Source organism: Streptomyces sp. cg35 (genome assembly GCF_050410835.1).
Classification (GTDB): Bacteria; Actinomycetota; Actinomycetes; order Streptomycetales; family Streptomycetaceae; genus Streptomyces.
The window spans coordinates 608,552-631,445 of sequence record NZ_CP191268.1 but is presented as its reverse complement, the minus strand read 5'-3'; the positions used below and the strand labels follow the sequence as shown (position 1 = coordinate 631,445).

Here is a 22,894-nt window from a genome sequence, read left to right as displayed (position 1 = left end):
ACTCACCGTGGACACCGAAGAGTTCTCCCTGCCCCGGTCGCGGACGGCGAACGAGCGGCTGCACGCCCTGATCCCGGGCGGCGCGCACACCTACGCCAAGGGCGACGACCAGTACCCCGAGGACCTGGCCCCGGTCATCAGCCACGGCCGCGGTGCCCACGTGTGGGACCTCGACGGCAACCGTTACATCGAGTACGGCTCCGGCCTGCGGTCGGTCAGCCTCGGCCATGCCCACCCACGGGTGAGTGAGGCGGCGCGCCGGGAACTCGACCGCGGCAGCAACTTCGTCCGGCCCTCCGTCGTGGAGGTCGAGGCCGCCGAACGCTTCCTGGCCACGGTGCCGACCGCGGAGATGGTGAAGTTCGCGAAGAACGGCTCCGACGTCACCACCGCCGCGGTGCGCCTCGCCCGCGCCGTCACCGGGCGCCCGCGGGTGGCCATCTGCGGCGACCATCCGTTCTTCTCCGTCGACGACTGGTTCATCGGCACCACACCCATGTCCGCCGGTATTCCGGCGGCGACCACCGAGCTCACCGTGTCCTTCCCGTACGGGGACCTGGCCGCCACGGACGAGCTGCTGACCCGGTATCAGGACGAGATCGCCTGCCTGATCCTCGAACCCGCCGGCCACACCGAACCCGCGCCCGGGTACCTCGAGGGCCTGCGCGAGCTGGCCGACCGGCACGGCTGCGTACTGATCTTCGACGAGATGATCACCGGCTTCCGCTGGTCCGAGGCGGGCGCCCAGGGCCTGTACGGTGTCGTGCCCGACCTCTCCACGTTCGGCAAGGCGCTGGGCAACGGGTTCGCCGTCTCCGCGCTGGCCGGGCGCCGCGAACTGATGGAGCGGGGCGGGCTGCGGCACTCCGGGGACCGCGTGTTCCTGCTGTCCACCACGCACGGAGCGGAAACGCACTCCCTGGCGGCCGCCATGGCCGTGCAGGCCACCTACGTCGAGGAAGGGATCACCGCGCGGCTGCACGCCCTCGGCGAGCGGCTGGCCGCCGGGGTCCGCGACGCGGCGGCGAGCATGGGCGTCGCCGAGCACGTCGTCGTCCGGGGCCGGGCCAGCAACCTGGTCTTCGCCACTCTCGACGAGAACGGGCAGCCGTCGCAGCAGTACCGCACCCTGTTCCTGCGCAGGCTCCTCGCGGGCGGAGTGCTGGCCCCGTCGTTCGTGGTGAGCAGCGCGCTCGACGACGCCGACATCGATCACACCGTCGACGTCGTGGCCCAGGCATGTGCGGTGTACCGGAAGGCACTGGACGCCGCCGACCCCACCCCCTGGGTGGGCGGGCGGCCGGTGAAACCCGTCTTCCGCCGCCTGGCATGACGTGACGTGACGTCAGAGACGCTCCGGCAGAGGGGCGTCGGCCGACCGGTCTGCCCGCCGGTCGGCCGTCCGGTCGATCAGCCATGCGGTCGCCGGTACCACCGCCAGCGCGGTGCACCAGCCGCCGAGGACATCGGTCGGGTAGTGCGCGCCCAGGGCGACCTGCGCCCATCCCATCGCGGCGCCGGCCACCAGCGCCGCGCCGAGCACGAGTGACGTGCCGGCCGTCCTGCCGAGGCCGAGCCGGCCGGTCGCGAGCAGCGCCACCGCGAGGGCGAGCGCGGTGGCGAAGGCGGTGTGCCCGCTCGGATAGGACAGATTGTCGGGGCCGTGGATGGTGCGCCCCACCAGAGGCTTGAGCAGCGTCGTCGTCGCCACGGCCAGGCCGACGCCGGCGACGAGGAGCACGGCCCCGCGGGGACGCCTGAGCAGCAGGCAGGCCGCCGCGGCGGGCACGACCAGGATCGCCGCGCCGGCGGGCTCCCCCCAGAAGTCGATGGCCAGAGCGATGTTCCGCCACGGCTGCTGCACACTGTCCGCGGTCGGATCGACGAACCACCTGTCCACCCGGCCGGGCTGAGTGTGGCCGGCATACAGGACCCCGATCACGACGACCACCAGCGCGGCGAGCACCGCGATCGGCCCGAGCCGCGAGCGCAGCGTCGGGGGCAGTACCGCGGGTGCCGGCCGGCCGGTCACACGCTCACCGCGTCCGGTCGACCCGCGGCTTCGCTGTCCGCTCCGGCCAGGCGTTCCAATGCGAGCCCTCCCCGTGTGTCCGACCACCCTCCAGCGGCCATGACCGTCCCACGGAGAGCTGTTCCTGGGGATCAGCGTAGCGTCCCAGAACGTACGAGATGCGACGAAACACCTTCGCGAGGATGGGGGCAACTCTGCTACCCCGGGCCGTAGTTGTGGCGCGAGGTGCGTGGGAGTCGTGAAGGGTTCGCGCACGATTCTCGGAATTCGGTCACGTGAGAGGAAAACTCGGAGGGCTCACTCGGCGCTTTCGAACAGGTCGGGCGCCGATCCATGCGAGGGGAGACCGATCAACGATGTTCACTCTGGTACGGCGCAGAGCGCGGACGGCCGCGCTCGCGCTCTCGGCCGTCGCAGCTCTCGCCTTCGGCACGACCGCCACGGCCGGCGCGGCAGCGGCCCCCGCTCCCGCGCCCGCGAAACAGGGGCCGACCTCGGTGGCGTACGTCGAGGTGAACAACAACAGCATGCTGAACGTCGGCAAGTACACCCTCGCCAATGGCGGCGGCAACGTCTTCGACGTCGCCGTGATCTTCGCGGCGAACATCAACTACGACACGGGCTCGAAGGCGGCCTATCTGTCCTTCAACGAGAACGTGCAGCGCGTCCTCGACAACGCCGCCACGGAGATACGGCCGTTGCAGCAGAAGGGCATCAAGGTCGTCCTCTCGGTACTCGGCAACCACCAGGGCGCGGGCTTCGCCAACTTCCCGTCCCAGCAGGCGGCTTCGGCGTTCGCGACGCAACTGTCGGACACCGTCACCAAGTACGGCCTCGACGGCATCGACTTCGACGACGAGTACGCCGAGTACGGCAACAACGGCACCGGCCAGCCCAACGACAGTTCGTTCGTGCACCTGGTGACGGCGCTGCGCGCGAACATGCCGGACAAGATCATCAGCCTCTACAACATCGGCCCGGCCGCGTCGCGCCTCTCCTACGGCGGCGTCGACATCTCGTCCAAGTTCGACTACGCCTGGAACCCGTACTACGGCAGCTGGCAGGTCCCCGGCATCGCCCTGCCCAAGTCGCAGCTGTCGCCGGCGGCCGTCGAGATCGGCGGAACCCCGCAGAGCACGGTCGCCGACCTCGCCCGCCGTACCGTCAGCGAGGGATACGGCGTCTACCTGACGTACAACCTCGACGGCTCCGACCGCAGCGCCGATGTCTCCGCGTTCACCAGGGAGCTGTACGGCAGTGACGCCGTCTACACGCCGTGATCCGACCGCACGCTCCGGCGCGCGGTGCCCTCGCGGGGCTCGCCGCATGCCGTAGTGATGCGCCTTGTGCAGGCCGCGCCTTCGACAACGATGTCGGGGGCGCGGCCCGCGCGTCTTGGCCACCGGCGACCGAGGCCGGCGCACGGTCTGCCGTTCAGGGTTCGATGAGGCCGGTACGGATCGCGTAGCGCGTCAGGTCGGTGCGGTCACGCATGCCGAGCCGCTGGAGGATGCTCGCCCGGTGACGTTCCACGGTTTTCGTGCTGATGAAGAGCAACTCGCCGATCTCCTGGGAGGAGCGGCCCTCGGCGACCAGCTTGAGGACCTCTTCCTCACGGTCGGTGACGGCACGATCGGGAAGGTCGTCGCCTCGCCGGACACGGTCGACATAACTGCGCACCAGCGTGGTCTGTGTGCCTCCGCGCAGACGAACGACTCGTCGCGCAAGGCGGCGCGGCATGCTGGGACAAGGTCCCGGTCGGCGGCCGATGTGAGGAGGCCGGGCCGGCAAGGCGGACCCGCTCACCCACGGCGACGACTCCCGGATCCAGAACAGCTGCGCGCTGGAACCCCGAGTACGAGAGCCTTCTCATGGACCGCGCTCGCCGTGCCGGCCGGCGTCCACGGTGGTGAAGCTCAAGCGGACGCCGTTCCAGCACTTCCTGGACAGTGCGGCCGCATCCCATGGATGCCCCCCGGGTGGCCTTCACCCGCGCGTAGAGCTGCCGGGTACGGAGGGTGGGGGCGGTCCTGGATGCCGGGGGTCGGACGAAGGCGCTGTCACGTTCAGGTCCGCGCGCATGGTCGCCCGCATCAGGGACAGGGCCCGCCAGCTTTCCTTGATCCGGGACTGTGCGGTGGCGATGTCCTCGCCTTCACGGGCTGTCCCTCGCGTGATGCGGGCGAGGATTCCGTAGACGGCAGCGATGCCGGTGTTGACCGTGCGTACCTGTGCCAGCACCTGGTCCGGCACGATCATCTGTGCCTCGGCGTACCACTGGCGGTATTCCGCACGTGCCGTTTCGACGGCGTCGAACGAGGTCTGCGGGGTCTCCGTGCCGAGGCGCAACGCGTGGACGTGATCGTTCAGGCTCGCCAGGTAGTGCCGAGCGGCAGCATTGAACGCGATGTAAGCCGCCTTCCGGGCCTCCACCATCACCGTTCGCTGCTGGGCCGCGAGGTCGGCGATCCGCGTGCGCTCGAGGTGCCGCCACTCCTCTCTGCGGGTGGCGTCCGCGCGGCGCTGGACCAGCCAGGCCGAGGCCAGCGTGCCTCCCACACCCACCGCCGCCGCCAGCAGACCTGCCGTAGCCGAATCCATCCAGCCTCCCCAGTACGCCTGTCGATGCCAACGGACTGCCTCCGTCACCTGACGCGTCACAGTCCCTGACAGGAGAACGCGGCCCATAGTTCGAGCGCTGCCGGATCTCCGTCGTTCAGGATGTCGGTCACCGCGCGTGGCATGTTCTCGGGGATCTCGCGGTGGGGGTCCAGCAACCACAGCTGGGTCTCGCGAAGGGCATGGACCGGCGGCGATCCTTTGCGCAGGCGGTCGTGGAAGACGTACATCATGAGGCCGGTGAGACCGTCGAGCACCTCCCAGCGGGAGCCCACGACCCCGGTGGCACCCGCCGCGAGGAAGGCGGTCGACAGGGTCAGGGCCTCGTCGAAGTCGCCGGTGGCGTGGTCGCTGACGCAGGCATCGAGGACCACCAGGCCGCCGGGGGCGCCGACCGGGCGGCCGCGGGCCTGCCGGAGGATCTCGTGGACGGGCAGCAGACCGGAACCGTCCTCGGGCGCGGCCAGCAGCAAGCAGGCGTCCAGTGGGGAGTTCCCCGACGGCCGCGCGTGGCAGGCCAGGTGGAGAACGGAGGCCCCGGCCCCCGTGCGACCCGGCAGCGCGGCCAGTACTTCCGCGGGCACACCGCGCCCGGCCGCGCGGCGCACCTTGCCGAGCAGTCTGCCGCGCGGATAGAGCGCCGCGTGCAGATGCCGCGCCTCGGTGGTGGCGCCGGGCAGGGAACCGTCCGGATTGCCCACGATCACCGGACCGGCGTCCAGCGGCAGCCGGGGACGGCCGAGCACCTCCAGCAACTGGCGTGAGGAGGCGGCGTAGGAGAGGGCGAGACGGTGGACGGCCCGGACCGGCGGGCCGCCGTGCCGCAGTCCGCTGCTCAGCAGGGCCGCGTGCCAGGGGACGCCGCCGAGATCGCCGAACGGCACCAGGATCAGATGGGGTTCGGGTCCCGCCTCCCTGATCAGCGGGGAGCGCACGAGCGGGGCCATCACCACCGTGCCCGCCCAGTCGCACAGCTCCTCCAGGGCGCCGTGCCAGCGTGCGTGCGCCGTCTTCCGTTCGGCCGGGGACGCGTCCCGGTCCAGCGTGGCCTGACGGTGCCGGTGGGCCTCCTGGTACGTCGCCAGGACATCGAGGGACTCGCGCCGCACCAGGCCGAGGTCGACAGTGCCGACGCGGGCATCGTGCGTGACGACGACCGCCCGGCCCGCGCTCCCGCCACCGGGCGGCAGCAGATACACCAGCGCGTGCGCGCCGGCCCGGTGCAGCGCGGCGGCGATCTCCTCGGCCGTGGGCGGCGACATCAACGCGGTGTTCACCCGCGACTTGGCGAGCGCGGCGAGCGTCCGCTGCCGCAGGTCGTCCGGGAGCGGCAGCTCGGCCCCCTCGTCGAGGGCGCCCAGCAGCGAGCCGGCCCCGGCCAGCAGGCTCCCCAGGTCGTTCGGCGTCGGTGCCCGGCCGCCGCCCTCCCACTCCTCGGCCAGATCCGCCCGGCCCGCCTCCCGCAGCAGGCGGGCACGTCGGAGGTGGTGGTGGAGGCGTGCAGCACCTGGCCGCGCCCCAGCTCCAACGCCTCGACCGCGCCGGGCAGATCGCCGTCCGCCAGACACCAGCGGGCGATGGTCAGGGCCCGTTCGGACGCCGTGCGGGCCATCTGCAGCGCCGGTTCGGCGGAGGCCTGGAGCAGGACGACGGTGGCCGCCTCGCGCAGCCCGGCGACCCCCGTGCGCCGCGCCGCCTCGTCGTCGCCGGGACCCGAACGGGCCCGCAGGACATCGGAGAGCACCTGGGCGAGCAGCGTCGCCAGCGGGGACGGCGGGCGGTCCGCGATCCGTTCCCGCGCGGCGCGCGCCAGCTCGACGGCCCGGTCGGCGTCCGCGGGCGCCCGACCGTGGGCGAACCGGGCGTGGCACAGGACCGCGTGCAGCGTGGTGGCGCGCAACCCCTCGGGACTGTCCGGCTCCACCGCGGCGAGGGTCTCCCGCACGAGCTTCTCCGCCGCCTCGACGCCCCGCTTGTTGTACGGCGCGAACGAGGTCATCAGCAGCGCGGCCGACGTGCGGAGCAACAGACGTGGCCGCTGCGGGTGTTGCCCGGGCATCGCCTCCACGCTCTCCGCCATGAGGGCGAGCCCGTCCACGCGGTCGCGCGGCGTGCCGCCGAAGAAGGAGTACAGCAGCAGCATCAGTCCGAGGTCCGCGTCGAGCTCCAGGCGACCCGGGTCGTCCTCGGGCACGGACGTCTGCAGTCGGCGCATGGCCTCGACCGCGGCCGCCATCCCGGAGCGGGACCGGGAGGCCGAGGCCAGCATGAACTGCATCTGGACCAGGCCGTGTTCGAGATACGGCAGATCCTGCCCGACCAGGTGCAGATCGGCGAAACCGGCCCGGTCGCCGCCGGCGACGACGGCGTTGACCTCCTGGATGTAGCGGGCCGCGGTCTGCAGGTCCTGGAGATCACCGCCCTCCTGGTAGCGCTGGTAGAGGCTGATGGACAGGTTCTGCAGGTACACGATCCGGTTCACGTCGTCGACGGCGGTCTGCCGGTACGCCGCCGTCAGATGCCGGATCGCCTCGTCCAGGTCGTCCGACGAATGGGACAGCGCATGACGCTGGCTGAGCGCGGCGGCGTACGCCCCGTGCGACTGCGAGCCGAAGCCGGGCGTTTGCGACGGTACCCGCATCGACTCGTTGAGCAGCGCGATCGTGCGGTCGACCCCCTCCAGGTCGACGTGGCCCTGGTCGCTGCGGACGATCCTGGCGTGCGCGAGCTGATTGAGCAGATCGCTGCGCATCGGATCGTCCGCCGGAATCAGCTCGACGGCCCGCTCCAGATGATGCAGGGCCTCGTCGTTGTCGTAGCGCGCGGGATGGTGCTCGCGCAGGGAGTTGAGCAGACAGCCCAGCAGGGCGTGGCTCGTCGGACGCAGCCCGTCGTCCTCGGCCAGGTCGTCGAGGGCCTCACGCAACAGCCCGACGGCCTGCTCGTTCTCCGGTGTCGGCAGGGAGCCGGGCCCGGCGGACTCGTCCCGTTCCGCGAGCGCGGCGCCCAGCATCGCCGTCGCCTGGGCCCGGTACGGGCTCTGCGGATCCACCAGGCGGGACAGATCGCGCAGGCTCGCCAGGTACGCCGGACGGTCCGCGGGGCTGACGCGGCCGTCGCCGCGCTCCCGGTAGACGTCGACCAGGTGCGCGGCGGCGAAGATCCGCGCATGGTGCTCGTGCGGGAGGGTCGCGGCGAGCAGCTCCAGGTGCGCGACGGCCGACGCGCCGTCGGCGGTGTCCGCAGCCGGGTCGAGGAGCCGGATCAGCCGGACCCTGGCCTCGGTCTCCAGGTCGTCCGCCTCGTCGGCCCACGAGCCCGCCCCGTCCTCGGCGGGCACCCAGCCGACCGGGCGGAGCCCGTCGAGGACCGACTCCAGCGCGGCCCGCGCCCGCCGCATGTCCTCGGGATCCGCGTCGAGGTCGTACCGGTCGGCCAGCGCACAGCCGTACGCCACGATCAGTCCGGGGTGCGGCTCCTCGTCGAGCCGGGGCACGCCGTCGTCGAAGGCGGCGAGGGCCTCGACGAGGTCGGACGCGTCGGGCCCCGTCACCCGGTCCGCGGGCGGGGACGGCTCCGTCGCCGCGTCGTCCTCGGCGGCACGGGCGTCCTCGTACCGGGAGTGGAGCAGCAGACCGACGCGGACACAGGCCGTGGCGTACTCCGGATCGTCCGGGTGCAGCGTCGCCCGGGCCTCGGCCAGCAGCGGGATCGCCGTCTCGCGCGTCTGTGGCGGGTCGTGCACCTCGTACGCGTCCGCGTTGCCCCCGACGGCCTGCCAGTAGCCCACCGACAGGGTGAGACCCAGCAGGAACCGGCACCGGGCCAACTCCGCCGGGTCGACGGCGCCGCCCTGCCCCACCAGCAGTCCGTCGGCGCGCAGCAGCGCGTCGCGGGAGGAGCGCCAGGAGACCCCCGCCTCCTCGGGCCGGTCCTGCGCGTCGTGGAGTTCGAGCAACTGCTCCGCGTGGTCGAGGAGTTCGGCCGGTCCCGCCCCGGGCGCGAGGTCGGGCGGGCCGGCCGCCGCGGTGGGGGCGGTCATCGCGCGGCGCGCCGCGTGCGGCGCACGGCGAAGGTGCCCGCGTACAGACACAGCGGCAGGGCCAGCAGCAGGGCCGACCAGAACGCCGCATGCCCCCAGGTCCCGGCGAAGTCCGCGAACAGGCCGGAGAGGATCGGCCGGCTGACCGCCTCCGCGGGTTCGACCGGCGGTGGCCACAGGCCGAGCGCGGCCACCACGACGACGCAGACGCCGAGCAGCCGCCGCGCTCCTTCCGGAGACAGCAGGGCGGCCAGCGCACACGCCGCCGCGCAGACCAGCACGTACTGCGACTGGTAGGAGGCGCCTTCCTGCCCCGTTCCCCACGACGCGAGCGTCCGGTGTTCCCCGGTGAGCGCGACCCGCACCTCGACGGCGGCCCACAGCAGGGTGACCAGCGTCAGCAGGCAGGCCAGGGCGAACAGCACACGGTCCCGGGTGCCGAGCTGCCCGGTGCGCCAGCGGCTCGGGTCCTGGTAAGGGTGCCGGGCCAGGCCGGCGCGGGCGCGCCGCTGCTCGGTCCGCTGTCGCCGCAGGCCGGCCTGCTGCTCCTCCGCGGCACGGGCCTCGGCCAGCCGGCCGCGGGCGAGGCGCAGGAGCACGACACAGACCAACGGGACGATCACCAGCGCCACGACGGCGTTCCAGCTGCGCCAGCCGCCCAACAGGGGGCGCAGGAACTCGGTCAGCCAGTCCGGGGCCCGCAGCACGTCGAGGGGCGGCAGGTCCGGGAGCGCGTGCCCGAGGTACCCGGTCAACGCCGCACCGGCCAGCAGCGGTCGCAGGGACAACCGCGCCGGAGCCACCGCGAAGGCCACGGCGAAGGCGAGGGCCACCGCGCACAACCCGGTCTGGGCCGCGCACGCGGCGTCGGCGGCGCGCGCGAGGGGCGCGGTCAGCCGGTCGGACGGGTCCATCGCGTCCCAGCCGAGCCCGGAGTCCGAGACGAACCGGAGCATCGCGCCCGACCAGATCAGCAGCAGGAACATCGTGAACAGCGCGGCGGCGGCGAACAGCCGTCGGACCAGCGGCCCCCGGGCGCCGCTCCACCACTCGGCGAACGTGACGTCGTGGTCCTGCCCGATGGCATCGGCGCGCAGCGCCCGCGGCAGCAGCACGGCCGCGGCGACGAGGGCGGCCCGTCCCGGTACCGTCCGCGTGTCACCGCCCGCCGCCCGGCGCAGGAGATCCGCCCAGCCGCGCCGGAACCCGGCGTCCTCGGAACCACGGCGCAGCGCGGCGCCCGCACGGTGCCGCAGCGCGCCCAGCCGGACCAGGACGGCGAGGACGACCGCCGGTGCCCTCGCGAGCAGCACGGCGAGCGGACGAGGCAGTCCGGTCAGCGGCAGGAGCGCCTGGCCGCGCCGCCCCGGGTCCACGATCAGCGCGGCGGCCAGCCCGTACGCGGCCTCTCTCTCGCGCTGGTCGAGACGGCCGTCGCCGCCCCCGCGCCGACCCACGGACCGGGCCCGGGAGCGTACGTCCTCGATGGTGCGGGGCAGTTCGTCGGCGAGAGCGAGCAGCACCGCGCAGCGCCGCTCGCCGCAATCGGGATGGGCGCAGTCGAAACCGGCCGCGATGATCGGCACGTTCGCCTTGAGCAGCTCGTCGAGGAACGCGACCGCGCCCTGCCCCTGGGCGATGCGGGCGATGCCCTCGGCGTCCACGCGCCGGCCCCGGTACTGCGGGGTGGCCGAGGGAGCGAAGACCGCGACGAAGGAGAGCGCCGCCACGGCGGCCCGCGTCGCCTTGTCCGGACCGCGGCCGAGTCCGAGCAACTGGCCGCTGTCGAAGGAGGTGTCCTCCAGTTCGTCGCGCAGCCAGGTGGCGAGCCGGGACCCGTCCGGGCCCGCCAGCCAGTCCGCGGCCTCCGTGGAGTGCTGCGCCATGGCGGCGGCCAGGCTCTCCGCCTCGTGGTGCGCGGTGCCACGGAAGGTGATGGGCCGGTTGGCGTGGCGGGCGCCCGGTGCGGTGTCGGGAGCGTCGGGCCGGATCACGGGCGGGTTCTCGCCCCGGAGCCAGCGGCGGACCTCGGCCGCGGTCCAGCGGTCGTCGGGGTCCTTGGTGAGCAGGCCCTGGAGCAGCAGGTTCTGCCGGGCGTCCGTGACGGCCGTCAGGTCGACCTCGTGGTTGACGATCAGCTTCCTGGTCCAGGCCTCGTCGGTGATCCGGGCGTCGTCGCCGAGGACGTAGAGCGGGCGGCCGGTGAACACCTGGTAGAGGACGAGGCCGACAGTCCACCACGGGGTGGCCTTGAGGTTCTGGTTGACGATCTGCTCGGGCGCCATGTACAGGGCCGTGATCTGGAAGTCGTGGTAGCTCTGGCTGGCGGTGAACCGGGCGACTCCGCCGAAGTCCGCGACGACGAACTGGGACCGGTCCCCGCCACCGCCCCGGCGCTGCCGGACGAGGATGTTCGCAGGTTTCAGGTCGAGGGGGTTCCGGTCGATCCGGGACTGCCAGAAGTCGAGCAGGTCGGTGAGCTCGCGCACCGTCCGTTCCGTGTGCGCCCGGTTCTCGCGCGGTTTCCCGTCCCGCAGCCGCCGGGTGAGGTGGTCCTCGAACGTGGTCGGCAGATACTCCATCGCGACCCAGCCGCATACGACGGGTCCGACCGCGACCTCCCCGAACTCGTGGATCCGGGGCACGTGGCGGCGGAAATCGGGGGTCGCCAGGTGTTCCAGCGTGTCCAGGTCCATGGACTGGCCCGGGTGCGCGACCTTCACCGCGGCGTCGGTGCCGTCGGCGAGGCGTCGCACGTGCCAGACGGTGCCCTCGCTGCCGACACCGGCGACGTTGTGGGGCTCGTACCGGTCGAGCAGGCCCTGGGGGAAGTCGGACCGGGCGGCGTTTGCCGTCTCACGGCGCGTGGGCGGATCGGTGCCGGGCCGGCCGGCGCGGGTGGGAGCCTCGGGATTCTGCAGGCGGGTGCGGGGGCTGGGAACCGCTGCCGGGTCGTCCTGGCGCCGGGTCTGCTCCGGCTGTGCGTCGTCGGCGGGCCGGGCGCCGCGCTGCAGGCGTGTCGGCGGGCTCGGGGGAGCGGCGGAGGGCCGCTGCTTGCGGGTCCGCGGGCTCGGCTGTCTGCGGGTCGGCGGGCTGGGCTGCTTGCGGGGCGGGCCGGCGGGGTGCGCCGGTGTCTCGTCGGAGTCGTCGGCCATGAGGGGTCCTCGAAGGTTTCCAAGTCCTGCGCGTACTACAGGACTTCTTGCGAAAGGCGTCGGTTCGGCCGGTGAGCGCCACAGGGCGTCGTACGGCTCAGCGGGGCAAGCCGAACTCGTCGAGCTCGACGAGGCTGATGTCCACGGCCTCCGGGGGCTGCGCCAGTTGGACGCGGTGGGTGCCGGGCCACAGCTGGACGGGGCGGGTGAGGCGCTCGCCGTCGACGAACGTGCCGTTGGACGAGCCCCTGTCGGCGAGATAGAGCCGGCCCGCGTCCCAGTACACCTCGGCGTGGACCCGGGACACCTGGTCCAGCGCGGCCAGTCCCGGCACATGGGCGCAGTCGGGGGAGTCCCGCCCGAGCGGGGTGGGCCCGCGCTCCGCGGCGCGTACGGGGACGAGGACCTCGGCCACCAGGAGGGCGAGACTCGGGGCGGCCGGGACGGACCCGGTAGCCCGGCCCGTCGCCGACTGCAGGCGCGTGGCGGGCGCGGGAGCACCGGGACGGCTGTCGGGCTGCGGGGGGACGGACCCCGGTCCGGCGGGCCGGGACTCCCGGCCGGGTGCGTCGGCTCCTCGGCTCGGAGCGTCGCGCTCGGAGCCCGGCCCGGACGTCGCGGCGCCCTGCCGGTCGCCCTCCTCATCGACCGTCAGATACTGCCGCTCAGGCACGAGTTGCTCCCACTCGTGGATCCGGCAGTAGCCGCGGCGCGGTGACGTCGGACAGTCGTCGGGCGTCACCGGGCAGCGATAGCGGGTGGTCACGGTCGCCATGTGTTCTCCCGGAAGGTCAGGCCCTGAGTGGTCAAGTCGCGTTCCAGTGAGCTCAGTTCACCTGGCCTGGGTACGCCGATGATGTGCACGGCATCCTCCGTGACCTGTATCTGCAGTTCGGGATGGTCGGTGCGTCGCTCGAGATGGGGTCCGTAACGGCGTCGGCCCCGTGCGGTGCGCGGCGTCAGCCGCTGGTTGGCCGAGCCGCGCCACACCAGACGCGTCGGCTCGCCCGCGCGGTACCGACCGGTGACGACGGCGTCCGCGTGCCGGAGCGCGAGCACGGCCGACGGCGAGGCGGCGATCTCGGTCTCCTCCCATCCCGTGTACACGAGCAGGTCGGCCTCGGCCCGGCCCACGTCGCGACGCACCCGGTCCGCCGTGTCCAGCAGCGCGCCCAGCGCCTCCGGCTGCTCCAGAGGCTCACCGCCGCTCACCGTCAGCCCGTCGTAACCGTCGGCCAGAGCGCGCTGCCAGACGCGCGCCAGCCGCTCCACGGTGACGTCGTGGCCACCGCCGGGGTCCCAGGTGTGCCGGGACATACAGCCCGCGCAGGCGAGGGGACAGCCCTGTACCCACAGCCCCAGGCGTCGCCCCGGGCCCAGCGCGGTGATCGGACCGAGCACCTGCGACACCCGCAGCGTCGGCACCGCCGGTGCGTCCCTCATGTCCCTCGCCGTACCTTCACCGCGTACGCGTCACCCTCGCCGTCCACCGCCTCCACCTCGAGCCGGTCGCCGGGCCGGGCCGGCTGGTGGAACAGCTCGCGCGACAGCGGATTGACCAGCGCGGACTCGACGGCCGTCACCACTCCGCGGCCGCCGTGGTCGAGACGCCGCGTGGCCTCCACCCGCAGGACCTCCCACGGGTCGTCGGCCACCGTGAGGTCCGCGCCGTGCACCTCTTTGATCCGGGCGGTCACGGAGGCCAGCGCCTTGTTGAGGATCGGCGGTACCGAGTCGGGCTGGATGAAGTCCATGGCGACGAAACTGTCGCCGAACCGGTTGCGCAGTTCGGGCCGGCCGATGTGATCGTTGAAGAAGGTGTCGAAAGCCGCGCGCAGCGCCTCGCGGACGTCCTCCGGCTTGTCGTGCCGGCTGAGCCGGGGCGCCTGCCCGGCCTTCTCCTTCCCGGGGTCCTCCGGACCGTCCCCGCTGCCGTCGCCGCCGCCCGCTTTCGCATCCCGACGGTTCTTCGGCCGGATCACCTCCGCGGACACGCCCAGGTTCGACGTGAAGATCAGCACGCATTCGGTGAAGTGCACCGTGGCCCCCTGCCCGTCGGTGAGCCGACCGTCCTCCAGGATCTGCAGGAACAGGTCGAACAGCCGCGGGTGGGCCTTGTCGATCTCGTCGAAGAGCAGCACGCTCATCGGGTGCGCGCGCACGGCGTTGGTCAGTTCGCCGCCCGCGCTGTGTCCGACGAAGCCGGGCGGCGCGCCGATCAGCCGGTCCCTGGCGTGCTCCTCGGCGAACTCGCTCATGTCGAACCGGATCGGCCGGGCGTCCTCACCGAGGATCATCTTGGCGACGCCCTTGGCGAGTTCGGTCTTGCCGACACCGGTGGGCCCGGACAGGAAGAGGGTGCCGCGGGGCCGGCTGGGCGAACTCGACGACTGGGCGCCGGTGAGCCCGGCCGCCGAGCGCATGAAGATCTCGATGGTCCGCCGTACCGCGTGCGGCTGGCCGATGACCTCGGCGTTGAGATACGCCTCGCCGTTGAGGATGTTCTCGCGCACGGCCTGGGTCGCCCACGGGTTGTCGAGCACCCCCACCCGGTACAGCCTGGCGGCTTCGTCGAGGCGGGCGAGCGGCAGTCCCCGGTCGGCGGCCATGCGGCCGACGGCCAGGATCTCGCCTACTCCCATCCCGTGCGAGGACCGGGTCAGCGCCTCGGCCGCCTGGTCCCGCTCCTCCCGCGTCGCCGGTGCGACCGCCGTGCCGTCCTTCGCCGTCCTGCGTCCGGCCAGCCGCTCGACGACGAACCGGCCGGCCGCGCGGCGCTGGTCGTGCGGCGGCTCGGGCACACTGATCACGCGCAACGCCCGGCTGCCGATGGCGAATTCGAGCGGCAGTTCCTCCTGCTTCTCGACCACCCAGAAGATGGTGTTGTACGGAGTCACGCCCCCGGTGCCGCGCACCGGCCGCGCCGTGTGGCCCAGCTCCTCGACCGTGGCCAGCAGCCGCGCGGCCTCACCGGCGACCGGGCCGCGCGGCGACCCCAGGCGGGCCGTGTACGGGATGATCAGGCCGATCGCGGGCCCCGTGTGCCGGACCGTGCCGATCATGATCTCCCGGATACGTGCGATGCCCGCCTCGACGTCGTCGCCGTCGTCCGCATCGTCGGTATCGGCCGCGCCGTTGTGCTCCTCGCGCTCCCGCGCCTCGCGTTCGTGATCGGTGCGGGCGTCCTCCTCGGCCATGCGGCGCAGCGCGGGCGGGAAGGCGAACGGATCGTTGGTCAGCCGCCAGGCGAGCACCCGGTCGTCGACCAGGCTCTGCCGGGCCAGGGCGCCGTATCCCCGGGTGCGGCACAGCGACTCGACGACCTCCTCCAGGCTGTACGGGGTGGGCGGCCCGTCCGGTTCGGGTGCCGCCACGCCGCCTTCGCCCTCCTCGGGCAGGAGGAACACATCGCGGACGTTGCCGGTCAGCAGGATCTGCGGATAGACGGTCAGGGCCATGTCCAGCTCGCGGATCCAGGCGGGCGCCAGAGCCGGGGCCTCAGGTGCGGACGACCCGCGCTCCTTCCCGAACATCCCTGCGGTCTCAGCGTTCACGCCACTGCTCCTGCCCGTATGCCGCGGACCGCGGGGTCTTCCGCTTCTTCTTGGGGCGCTGCTTCGGCTGGGCCGACGCGTTCGCCGAGGCCGTCTCCTCCGTGCCCTCCGCCGCGTCGTCGGGGGAGCTCTCCGCGTCGGGCCACGAACCGTCGGGCAGCACCGCGGTGGGGCGCACGCCCGGCGGCAGCGTCATCGTCCGGGCCAGCTCGACGCCCTGTCGGCGCACCGCGTCCTCGATGCCGGGCAACTGCTCGTCGCAGAACCAGCGTTGGACCTGATCGTCCACCTCGGCCGTGGCGCCGGTCCGGGCCACCAGTACCGTGTTGAGGCCCGGCCGGTCCGGCGTCAGGGCCACTCGCACCCCGTAGTTGTCGGACGCGGTGGTCCCGCCGTCCGCTCCGTCGGCGGCCGTGCCGAGCGGCACGACGACGCTCCCCTCGTCCGTCAGCAGGTCGGCGAAGTCGTCGCCGACGGCGTACCCCCGCGTGCGCAGCGCGTCCATCACGGTGCCGGCGACCGTGGCGCGGTGCCGGGCGGTCTCCGCCTGTGCCACGGCCCAGTCCACCTCCCGTTCCAGATGGGACGGATCGGGCGACTCGGTGATCGCCGCCGACAGCCGGTCCCGGTCCTCGGGCGCGGCATCCTCCAGACGGTCGAGCAGCCGCGCCCGCACCGCAGACCGCCGGGCCGCGTCGCGCTGGCGCTGGGTCGACCTGTGCACGAGCACGCCGAGATCGTGGAAGAGCGTCCGGGCCTCGTCCGCGCCGCGCGCCTGACGCAGCGCCTCAAGACGTCGGGCGAACACCGGCAGGTCGTCCGGCTCGCAGGACGCGCCGTCACGGCTCAGCAGCGCCTCGGCCTGCGCCACGGCGGCGTCCCGCGCGCGCGAGGCGTGTTCCCCGTCGGCGGCGCGGGCCGCGGGAGCGGCGGCCGGACGTGTGGCGGGCCGGGGCGCAGCCGTTCGCCGGCTCCCTCGGCTCCTGTCGGCGGACGTGTCGGTCGACGTGGCCCAGACGTCGGCGGCGGCCCGGCTGAGTTCGGACTCCGCGCGCGCGTTGATGTCGCGGGCCGACGCCAGGGCGGCGGCCAACTCCGTGGAGTCGGCGGAACCGGACGCGGAGACGATGTGCACGTCGACCTTGGCCGTGCCGTACGCGCGACGCAGAGACCTGGCCTGCCCCCGCAGGTTCCGCGACCGAGCGGTCTCCTGCGCCAGTTGGGCACGCAGCTCCCTGCGCCGTTCCGCCTCGCGATCGACGTAGGTCCACTCATAGGCCGCGGAATTGCTCACAGACCCCCCTATGGCGCGGTCGCACCGGGAGGGCCCTGGTTCCGCGCATCTGCCGGCTGACGGCGTGCACCTACTCCCTCGGGCGCTGCCTCCTGCCCATGATGCCTCACACGGCGCATCCGCGACCGAGCTTCGGGAATCCCAACACCCCTCCCGGACACGGCTGTTACGGTGCGGGCGACGACGGCGAGAGGAGGTGTCCACGTGCCCTTCCTGGCGGACGCGATCGAAGCGATCGAGGAGAACTGGGAGGAACTGTCCGGGCTGCTGGACGCGGCCGGACGCGCCGAGCTCCTCGAGATCGTCGAGGACGCGGAATCGGCCCCGGAGATCGCCGCGGACGAACTGCGCGACCTCATCAAGCCGCTGCTCGCGCCCGGCCACCCGGTACGCGACGCCCTGACCCCGTCGGGCGTGCGCTACCACCCGGTGTCGGGAACCGCGCAGGAGCGCCCTCAACTCCTCGAATCCTTCCGGAAACTGAGGACGCGTCTGCTGGCGACGGGAATCCTGGAGACCGGCGGCGTCGCCCTGCCGTACGAGATGAGCGCGGTGGAGCCGGCGGCCGAACCCGCGTACCGTCCCGACGCCGACGACGCCTGGATCCTCGCGGCACCCTCGTTCCCCGTCACCTTGGTGGAGCTTCCCCCGGGCCAGGCCGACCAGTTGATCGTGCTGACCGACGAGAACGAGGTGGACCGGGTCCCCGCCTTCCAGCTGGCCGAGCGGTCGGGCGCTCCGTACCCGGTCGTCATCGAGATCAACAGGCTCCTGTCGGCCGACGAGGATCCCTGGGGCGCCGCCGACTGGTGGCTGGGGGCCAATGTGTGGTTGGGCGCCGCGCCCGCGACCCTGCTGGGCACCGGGGTGGACCATGCGCTGCTGTCCGCCGCACGAGCCGAGATCCCGGAGTGGTGAGTACGTGCCCGACGTCATGATTCCCGCCCCCGCCGTCCGGGCCGAGCCGCACCGGTACGTTCTCCCGGCCGGCACCGAGCTGTGGCGCGTGCACGCGGCGCACCGTGCGGCCACCGAGTTCAAGGGCGTACCGGCCGACCTGCACTGGGGCGGCGGGCGCTTCTGTCACATCCGCGACGGGCTCAGCCCCGACACGCTGCCTTTCCTCTACGCCGGGCTGACCCCGTTGACGGCGGTCTGCGAAACCCTGGCCCGCGACCTGCTGCCGCGTGCGGACGGCCGACGGCGCATCACGCAGCCCCGTGTGCGGGGCAGGGCGCTGTCGAAGGTCGTCGCCGCCGTCGACCTGCCGCTGGTCGACCTGACGGACAATGCCGGTCTGGCCGCGGTCCATCAGGACATCTGGCTCGTCCAAGCAGCGGCTCCCGACTATCCGCGCACCCGCCGCTGGGGTTCCTGGATCCGGGGCCAGGCCCCCTGGGCCGTGGGCATGCGCTGGCCGTCACGCCAGGATTCCGGACTGCTCTCCGGCGAGGTCGTCGCCCTGTACGGACACCATGACAACGGCCAGCACCTGCTCCGGCCGTCCGCCGATCCATCGGTGGACCTCGATTCCCCGGCAGGGCGTGACTACCTGAACGAGCTGCTGAAACCGTTGCGGATCCGGGTCGAAGCCGCGCGCAAGCGGTCCCAGGCGTGACACAACCGCTGGTCAGCAGTGGGACACCTGCTGTCCGCAGGCGGCCCCGGCCGGTCTTCTAGCGTTCCTCTGACTCGGCTCGCTTTGACACGATCTAGGCCCCGGTCAGCCGAGGCAGGAGGGAAGCGGTCGAGAGCCGGACGACGAGTTCCGGTTCGTGCAGGAGTTCGTGCGGGATGGGGCTGTCGCCGGAGATCTGGTTGGCGAGGAGGGTGACGGCTGCCCGGGACATGGCCTCGATCGGCTGTCGCAGGGTGGTCAGTGGCGGGTCCGTGTAGTTCATGAAGGCGGAGTCGTCGAAGCCGACGATCGACAGGTCGTCGGGGACGTGCAGGCCCACGCGCCGGGCGGCCCGGATGGCGCCGAGGGCCAGGACGTCGCTGCCGCAGATCAGTGCGGTGATGTCCTGGGAGAGCAGTTCGGAGGCGACGGCCTGGCCGCCCTCGAAGGAGAACAGGGCGTTGCCGACCGGGTGGTTGCCCCGGGCGTTCGCGGTGAGGGCTTCGAACGCGGCGACCTTGCGGCGGGACGGCATGTGGTGGCCGGGGCCGACCATGAGACCGATGTCGGTGTGCCCCATGGCGGTGAGGTGGGCGAAGGCCTGGCGGACGGCGGCGGTGTCGTCGGTGCTGACGCTGGGGAAGCCGGGGTAGTCGACCGCGGCGTTGAGCAGGACGACAGGGACCTTCCGCTGCAGCAGCGCCTGGTGTTCGTCCTCGGTCAGGCCACCGCAGAAGATGACACCCGCGACCTGTTGGTCGAGGAGCATGGAGACGTACTCGGCCTCGGTGAGACCGCCGGCGGTGCGGGTGCACAGGACGGGCGTGAACCCGAGCTGGACGAGGGCGCCGCCGGCGATCTCGGCTATCGCGGGGAATATGGGGTTCTGCAGCTCGGGCAGGACGATGCCGACCAGACGCGCCCGTGCCGCACGCAGGTGCGTGGGGCGCTCGTAGCCCAGGACGTCGAGTGCCGTGAGGACGGCTTGTCGCGTGCTGTCCGACACTCCTGGTTTCTCGTTCAGGACGCGACTGACGGTTGCTTCACTGACGCCCACTCGGCGGGCTACTTCTGCGAGCTTGCGGGCCATGGGCGGAGTGTATCCGCACGTCAGTGATGTGGGTCGCGGCGTGAGTCACAGTGGATCAAAGGGAGAGACCCGGTCGTACGGCCCCGGGCGTGCCAGGGACGGGCGCACGACCGGGGCCGGGGGCTTCGGTGTTCAGAAGCCGCTGTTGCCGCTTCCCCGGGTGAGGGTGAAGGAGGGGGAGTTGTTGAGCAGCCCGCCCGTCTTCGCGGTGACGCTGGTGTTCGAGACGGTCATGCCGCCGGTGACGTTGTTGAGGTCGAAGCCGTAGGTGCCGGCATTGGTGATCGTGTCGTGGTCGAGGGTCAGGTTGCTGATCTGCTTGGCATAGCTGAGCAGGACGCCCTGGTACGTGCTGTCCTTGATGGTGTTGCCGTCGACGTGGACGGGCTGGGTGATGTCGGCGGTGTTCGCGTAGATCCACAGGGCGCCGATCGTGGTGGCCCAGTTGATGTGATACGAACCGCAGCGGGTGAGGAGGTTGTCCTCGACGTAGGTGGGGGCGCTGAAGCCCTGCCCGAAGTACGTGCTGATGGTGATGCCGGAGCCGAAGGCGACCGTGTCGCTGACGGAGTTGTTCTCCACGGTGTTGTCACCGCCGCCGTAGACGCCGATGCCGTTGGCCTGGATGGGGAGTTGCACGGTGTTGTGGGAGACCGTGCTGTGGGTGACGTTGCCGTCCTCGGTGTCCAGCGCGATCGTGTCGTCGCCGGTGTTGCGTACGTGGGACTGCTCGACGCGGGTGTTGGTGGAGCCGCCGTGGACGTGGAGGCCGTCGGCGAAGACGTTGCGCACGCGGACCCCGGAGACGAGCAGGCCGGTGCCGGGCCGTGCCCACAGGCCGACCTTGGTGTGCTCCATCCACACGTTGGAGATCAACGAGCCGGAGGCGAAGCTGCCCTCGATGGCGGCGGCACCGGAGTCGTTGTTGCGTGAGGTCTGGTCGCCGAAGACGGACAGGTCGGCGATCTGTACCCGGCCACCGGTGGAGAAGAGGCCGCCCGCTCCGTTCTCCGCGCTGGACGTGAGGGTGGTGTACCAGGGGCCCGCGCCGCGCAGCGAGACACCGGACAGGTTGATCCGGCCGGAGATCGTGTACGTGCCCGTGGGCAGCCACAGTCCCTTGCCGGCGCTTGCGGCGCTGCTCAGCGCCGAGTTGAGGGCGCTGGTCATGTCGGTCGAGCCGGGCTTCACGCCGTAGTCGGCGGCGGAGACGTACCCCGCCGGCATCGTGGCGGCGGCGTCGACGAGCTCGGTGTCGACGACGTCGACGGTGTACGAGGCGGCCGTGGAAGAGGCGTCCTTCTGCAGTTTGAGGACGGTACCGGCGGGCCACGTCGTCGAGTTGAGGTAGCGCACCTCGTCGAAGTAGTGGTGACCGGTGGAGTCCCCGGCATTGCCGGGCGTGTTGGTGTCGTAGTAGCCGGCGCCGTACAGCCACGAGAACTTGTTGGTGGTCTGCAGGTCCGTGACCTTGGTGGAGCCCGCGTACAGGGACAGCGGGGCGGTGGTGACGGAGCCGCTCGCGGTGTCGGGGATCGAGTAGCGCACGACGACGGCGTTCGCCGGCTCGGTCAGGGTGATCTGCACGTACTGGCCGGTGGCGGTGAGCTTCACCGCGCTGCGGCCGGTGGACTCGGCGGACAGGCTCGGGTAGCTCGTGCTGACGGCCAGCTTGGTGCCGTTGGTGGTGGCGTCGGCCGCGCGGTACTCGGTGTAGGGCAGGGCGGCGCCCTGGGTGGGCAGCGCGCTGCCGCCGTCGACCGAGACGCTGTCCACGGAGACGTTGCCGCTGTCGCCGGAATCGTTCTGCAGGCCGATCAGGTTCAGGCCGCCGCGCAGCTTGGCGTTGACGGTGACGTAGGCCCAGGTGCCCGTGGCCGGCAGTGACAGCTGGCTGGAGCGGACCCCGTTCACGTAGAGCGAGAGGGTCTGCGGGGAGCTGGTGGTGTTGCGGTAGGTGACCGCGACCGGATAGGTGCCGGCCGAGGGTACGGCGGTGTCGATCACGGTCTGGGCGCCCTGGGCGGTGAAGCCGGTGAGGTAGCCGCTGCCGCTGAACCCCGACAGGGACGTGGCGGAGGTGGGACCGCCGGTGGCGAAGGCGGTCTCCGCCTCGTAGACCTTGCCCGGAGCGGTGCCGCCTCCGCCGCCGGGCGGCGGCTCGGTGGAGCCGGACGCCACGGTGATGTCGTCCAGGTTGACGTTGCCGCTGTCGGAGGAGTCGAAGCGGTAGGCGACGGTGTTGGAGCCGGACTTCAGGGTGAGTGACTCCGTGCGGGTGGCCCAGGTGTTCCAGTCGGAGGTCGCCGGGAGTGACGTGGTCAGGGCCTTGCTGCCGTTGACGTACACCGACAGCGTCTTGGCGGACCCGGTGCCGTTGGCGTAGCGCAGCACCACGTCGGTGGCTCCGGCGGCGCTCGCGGTGACGGTGAAGGTGGTGGCCGCAGAGCCCTTGTTGGCGTCCGTGTAGCCGCCCACGTATCCGCTGCCCTGGTAGCCGGGGTGCTCGGTCTCGGTGAGGGTTCCACCGGTCAACGCCGCGGACTCGGCCTCGTACTGGCCGGCGGGTGGGGCGGGAGCCGCCTCCAGCGCGAGCGCGTCGATGTTCACGTTGCCGCTGTCGGAGGAGCCGAAGGCGTAGGCGATCTTGTTGCTGCCGGCGGTGAGGTTCACCGGGCTCGCCACGGTGGTCCAGGTGTTCCAGTCGGCGGTGGCCGGCAGGGAGACGGTGCCGACCTTGGTGCCGCGGACGGAGAGGGACAGCGTCTGCGTGCTGCCCGTGCCGTTCGCGTACCGGAGGGTGGAGGTGTAGGCGCCCGCGGTGCTCGCGGTGACGGCGAACGTGGTGGTGGCGGTGCCCTTGGCGGAGTCGGTGTACCCGCCGACGAAGCCGCTGCCGGTGAAGCCCGTGTGGTCGCTCTGGACGACGGCGCCCCCGCTGAGGGCGGCCGATTCGGCTTGGTAGGTGGTGGAGGCGGCCACGGCCGGGGTGCCGCGCCAGCCGAGTGCGGCGCACAGCACAGCCAGGATCGTGCCCACGAGAAGGAGGCGGGGTCTGGCGCGCTCCAGGCGGAGCACGGAGCCGAATTGAGACATGGGAATCTCCCACGAGTGAGGAGCGGGTGAGTGACGCGCACCGTAACGGCGGGGTGATGACCGGGCAATGCGTGTGGACATCCGCGAATTCCACCGACGTGCCGCACGAAATCCGTTGCGCTCCTTGCGGGCCCTCAAGTACCGCGCGAATGAAGGGAGTTCAGGCATCCGGTGCGTTGAATGCGCGGAACGGAATTACGTTCGGACGGTTGTGTTCTTGCTCTGCATCTTGCGTGCTCCCGGTGAGGGGGCAAGGGCGGCTCCGGGGGTGTCGGGCCAGCTCAGCGTGGGCGCGAATGCTTGGCATCGCTGATGGACGCACCGCGGCGGCCGGTGCGGCGGCGGCTAGCTGCGGGACGCACGTCGGGTTCTTGCGTACGGTTTCGTCGACAAA

The 22,894-nt window shown here is 72.2% G+C and carries 15 protein-coding genes and 1 pseudogene; 4 read left to right on the top strand and 12 right to left on the bottom strand.

The window, feature by feature from the left end:
- Window positions 1-7: 7 nt before the first annotated feature.
- Window positions 8-1,333, top strand: coding sequence for a glutamate-1-semialdehyde 2,1-aminomutase (locus ACQUQD_RS03135; protein ID WP_428950358.1), 1,326 nt, complete (start codon window positions 8-10; stop codon window positions 1,331-1,333).
- Window positions 1,334-1,345: 12 nt separating this feature from the next.
- On the opposite strand, the gene ACQUQD_RS03130 is transcribed toward ACQUQD_RS03135, so the two are convergent.
- A complete protein-coding gene (locus ACQUQD_RS03130) occupies window positions 1,346-2,032 on the bottom strand; it encodes a phosphatase PAP2 family protein (RefSeq protein WP_428950357.1) in 687 nt (228 codons plus the stop codon).
- A gap of 356 nt (window positions 2,033-2,388) precedes the next feature.
- On the opposite strand from ACQUQD_RS03130, the gene ACQUQD_RS03125 reads away from it, so the two are divergent.
- Entirely contained in the window at window positions 2,389-3,312 is a 924-nt protein-coding gene (locus ACQUQD_RS03125; RefSeq protein ID WP_428950356.1) for an endo-beta-N-acetylglucosaminidase H, read from the top strand.
- Window positions 3,313-3,466: 154 nt separating this feature from the next.
- Here ACQUQD_RS03125 and ACQUQD_RS03120 read toward each other — a convergent pair.
- From ACQUQD_RS03120 to ACQUQD_RS03080, 9 genes and pseudogenes are all read right to left on the bottom strand, one after another.
- Window positions 3,467-3,810 (bottom strand): annotated as a pseudogene (locus tag ACQUQD_RS03120) (response regulator transcription factor); the annotation flags it as partial.
- A gap of 208 nt (window positions 3,811-4,018) precedes the next feature.
- Window positions 4,019-4,681, bottom strand: a complete 663-nt coding sequence (locus tag ACQUQD_RS03115; protein WP_428950355.1) for a hypothetical protein — start codon at window positions 4,679-4,681, stop codon at window positions 4,019-4,021.
- A gap of 8 nt (window positions 4,682-4,689) precedes the next feature.
- Entirely contained in the window at window positions 4,690-5,913 is a 1,224-nt protein-coding gene (locus ACQUQD_RS03110; RefSeq protein ID WP_428950354.1) for a CHAT domain-containing protein, read from the bottom strand.
- Between the two features lie 11 nt (window positions 5,914-5,924).
- Window positions 5,925-8,693, bottom strand: coding sequence for a hypothetical protein (locus ACQUQD_RS03105; protein ID WP_428950353.1), 2,769 nt, complete (start codon window positions 8,691-8,693; stop codon window positions 5,925-5,927).
- Entirely contained in the window at window positions 8,690-11,848 is a 3,159-nt protein-coding gene (locus ACQUQD_RS03100; RefSeq protein ID WP_428950352.1) for a protein kinase domain-containing protein, read from the bottom strand. The genes ACQUQD_RS03105 and ACQUQD_RS03100 overlap by 4 nt, the downstream gene beginning before the upstream one ends.
- A gap of 97 nt (window positions 11,849-11,945) precedes the next feature.
- A complete protein-coding gene (locus ACQUQD_RS03095) occupies window positions 11,946-12,623 on the bottom strand; it encodes an FHA domain-containing protein (RefSeq protein ID WP_428950351.1) in 678 nt (225 codons plus the stop codon).
- Complete coding sequence (locus ACQUQD_RS03090; protein ID WP_428950350.1) at window positions 12,611-13,291, bottom strand: 4Fe-4S single cluster domain-containing protein; 681 nt, start codon at window positions 13,289-13,291, stop codon at window positions 12,611-12,613. Before ACQUQD_RS03090 ends, ACQUQD_RS03095 begins: the two co-directional genes overlap by 13 nt.
- Window positions 13,288-15,402, bottom strand: coding sequence for an AAA family ATPase (locus tag ACQUQD_RS03085; protein ID WP_428950349.1), 2,115 nt, complete (start codon window positions 15,400-15,402; stop codon window positions 13,288-13,290). The genes ACQUQD_RS03090 and ACQUQD_RS03085 overlap by 4 nt, the downstream gene beginning before the upstream one ends.
- Complete coding sequence (locus tag ACQUQD_RS03080; protein WP_428950348.1) at window positions 15,392-16,696, bottom strand: hypothetical protein; 1,305 nt, start codon at window positions 16,694-16,696, stop codon at window positions 15,392-15,394. The genes ACQUQD_RS03085 and ACQUQD_RS03080 overlap by 11 nt, the downstream gene beginning before the upstream one ends.
- 204 nt (window positions 16,697-16,900) lie before the next feature.
- Here ACQUQD_RS03080 and ACQUQD_RS03075 point away from each other — a divergent pair, with 204 nt between their 5' ends.
- Together ACQUQD_RS03075 and ACQUQD_RS03070 are read left to right on the top strand one after the other, a co-directional pair.
- Window positions 16,901-17,614, top strand: coding sequence for a hypothetical protein (locus tag ACQUQD_RS03075; RefSeq protein ID WP_428950347.1), 714 nt, complete (start codon window positions 16,901-16,903; stop codon window positions 17,612-17,614).
- A 4-nt stretch (window positions 17,615-17,618) separates the two neighbouring features.
- Window positions 17,619-18,314: an RES family NAD+ phosphorylase gene (locus ACQUQD_RS03070; protein ID WP_428950346.1), complete on the top strand. Its 696-nt coding sequence runs from the start codon at window positions 17,619-17,621 to the stop codon at window positions 18,312-18,314.
- Window positions 18,315-18,408: 94 nt separating this feature from the next.
- On the opposite strand, the gene ACQUQD_RS03065 is transcribed toward ACQUQD_RS03070, so the two are convergent.
- On the bottom strand, window positions 18,409-19,404 hold the full coding sequence (locus ACQUQD_RS03065; RefSeq protein ID WP_428950345.1) for a LacI family DNA-binding transcriptional regulator: 996 nt from the start codon (window positions 19,402-19,404) through the stop codon (window positions 18,409-18,411).
- Between the two features lie 132 nt (window positions 19,405-19,536).
- Window positions 19,537-22,500 (bottom strand): CBM35 domain-containing protein, encoded by a 2,964-nt coding sequence (locus ACQUQD_RS03060; RefSeq protein WP_428950344.1) that lies wholly within the window; start codon window positions 22,498-22,500, stop codon window positions 19,537-19,539.
- Between the last annotated feature and the right edge of the window lie 394 nt (window positions 22,501-22,894).

What these genes read in the sequence shown, in the direction of transcription:
- ACQUQD_RS03065 (WP_428950345.1), bottom strand. Translation starts at nt 19,404, where the DNA reads ATGGCCCGCAAGCTCGCAGAAGTAGCCCGCCGAGTGGGCGTCAGTGAA.
- ACQUQD_RS03060 (WP_428950344.1), bottom strand. Translation starts at nt 22,500, where the DNA reads ATGTCTCAATTCGGCTCCGTGCTCCGCCTGGAGCGCGCCAGACCCCGC.
- ACQUQD_RS03090 (WP_428950350.1), bottom strand. Translation starts at nt 13,291, where the DNA reads ATGAGGGACGCACCGGCGGTGCCGACGCTGCGGGTGTCGCAGGTGCTC.
- ACQUQD_RS03105 (WP_428950353.1), bottom strand. Translation starts at nt 8,693, where the DNA reads ATGACCGCCCCCACCGCGGCGGCCGGCCCGCCCGACCTCGCGCCCGGG.
- ACQUQD_RS03125 (WP_428950356.1), top strand. Translation starts at nt 2,389, where the DNA reads ATGTTCACTCTGGTACGGCGCAGAGCGCGGACGGCCGCGCTCGCGCTC.
- ACQUQD_RS03110 (WP_428950354.1), bottom strand. Translation starts at nt 5,913, where the DNA reads ATGTCGCCGCCCACGGCCGAGGAGATCGCCGCCGCGCTGCACCGGGCC.
- ACQUQD_RS03095 (WP_428950351.1), bottom strand. Translation starts at nt 12,623, where the DNA reads ATGGCGACCGTGACCACCCGCTATCGCTGCCCGGTGACGCCCGACGAC.
- ACQUQD_RS03100 (WP_428950352.1), bottom strand. Translation starts at nt 11,848, where the DNA reads ATGGCCGACGACTCCGACGAGACACCGGCGCACCCCGCCGGCCCGCCC.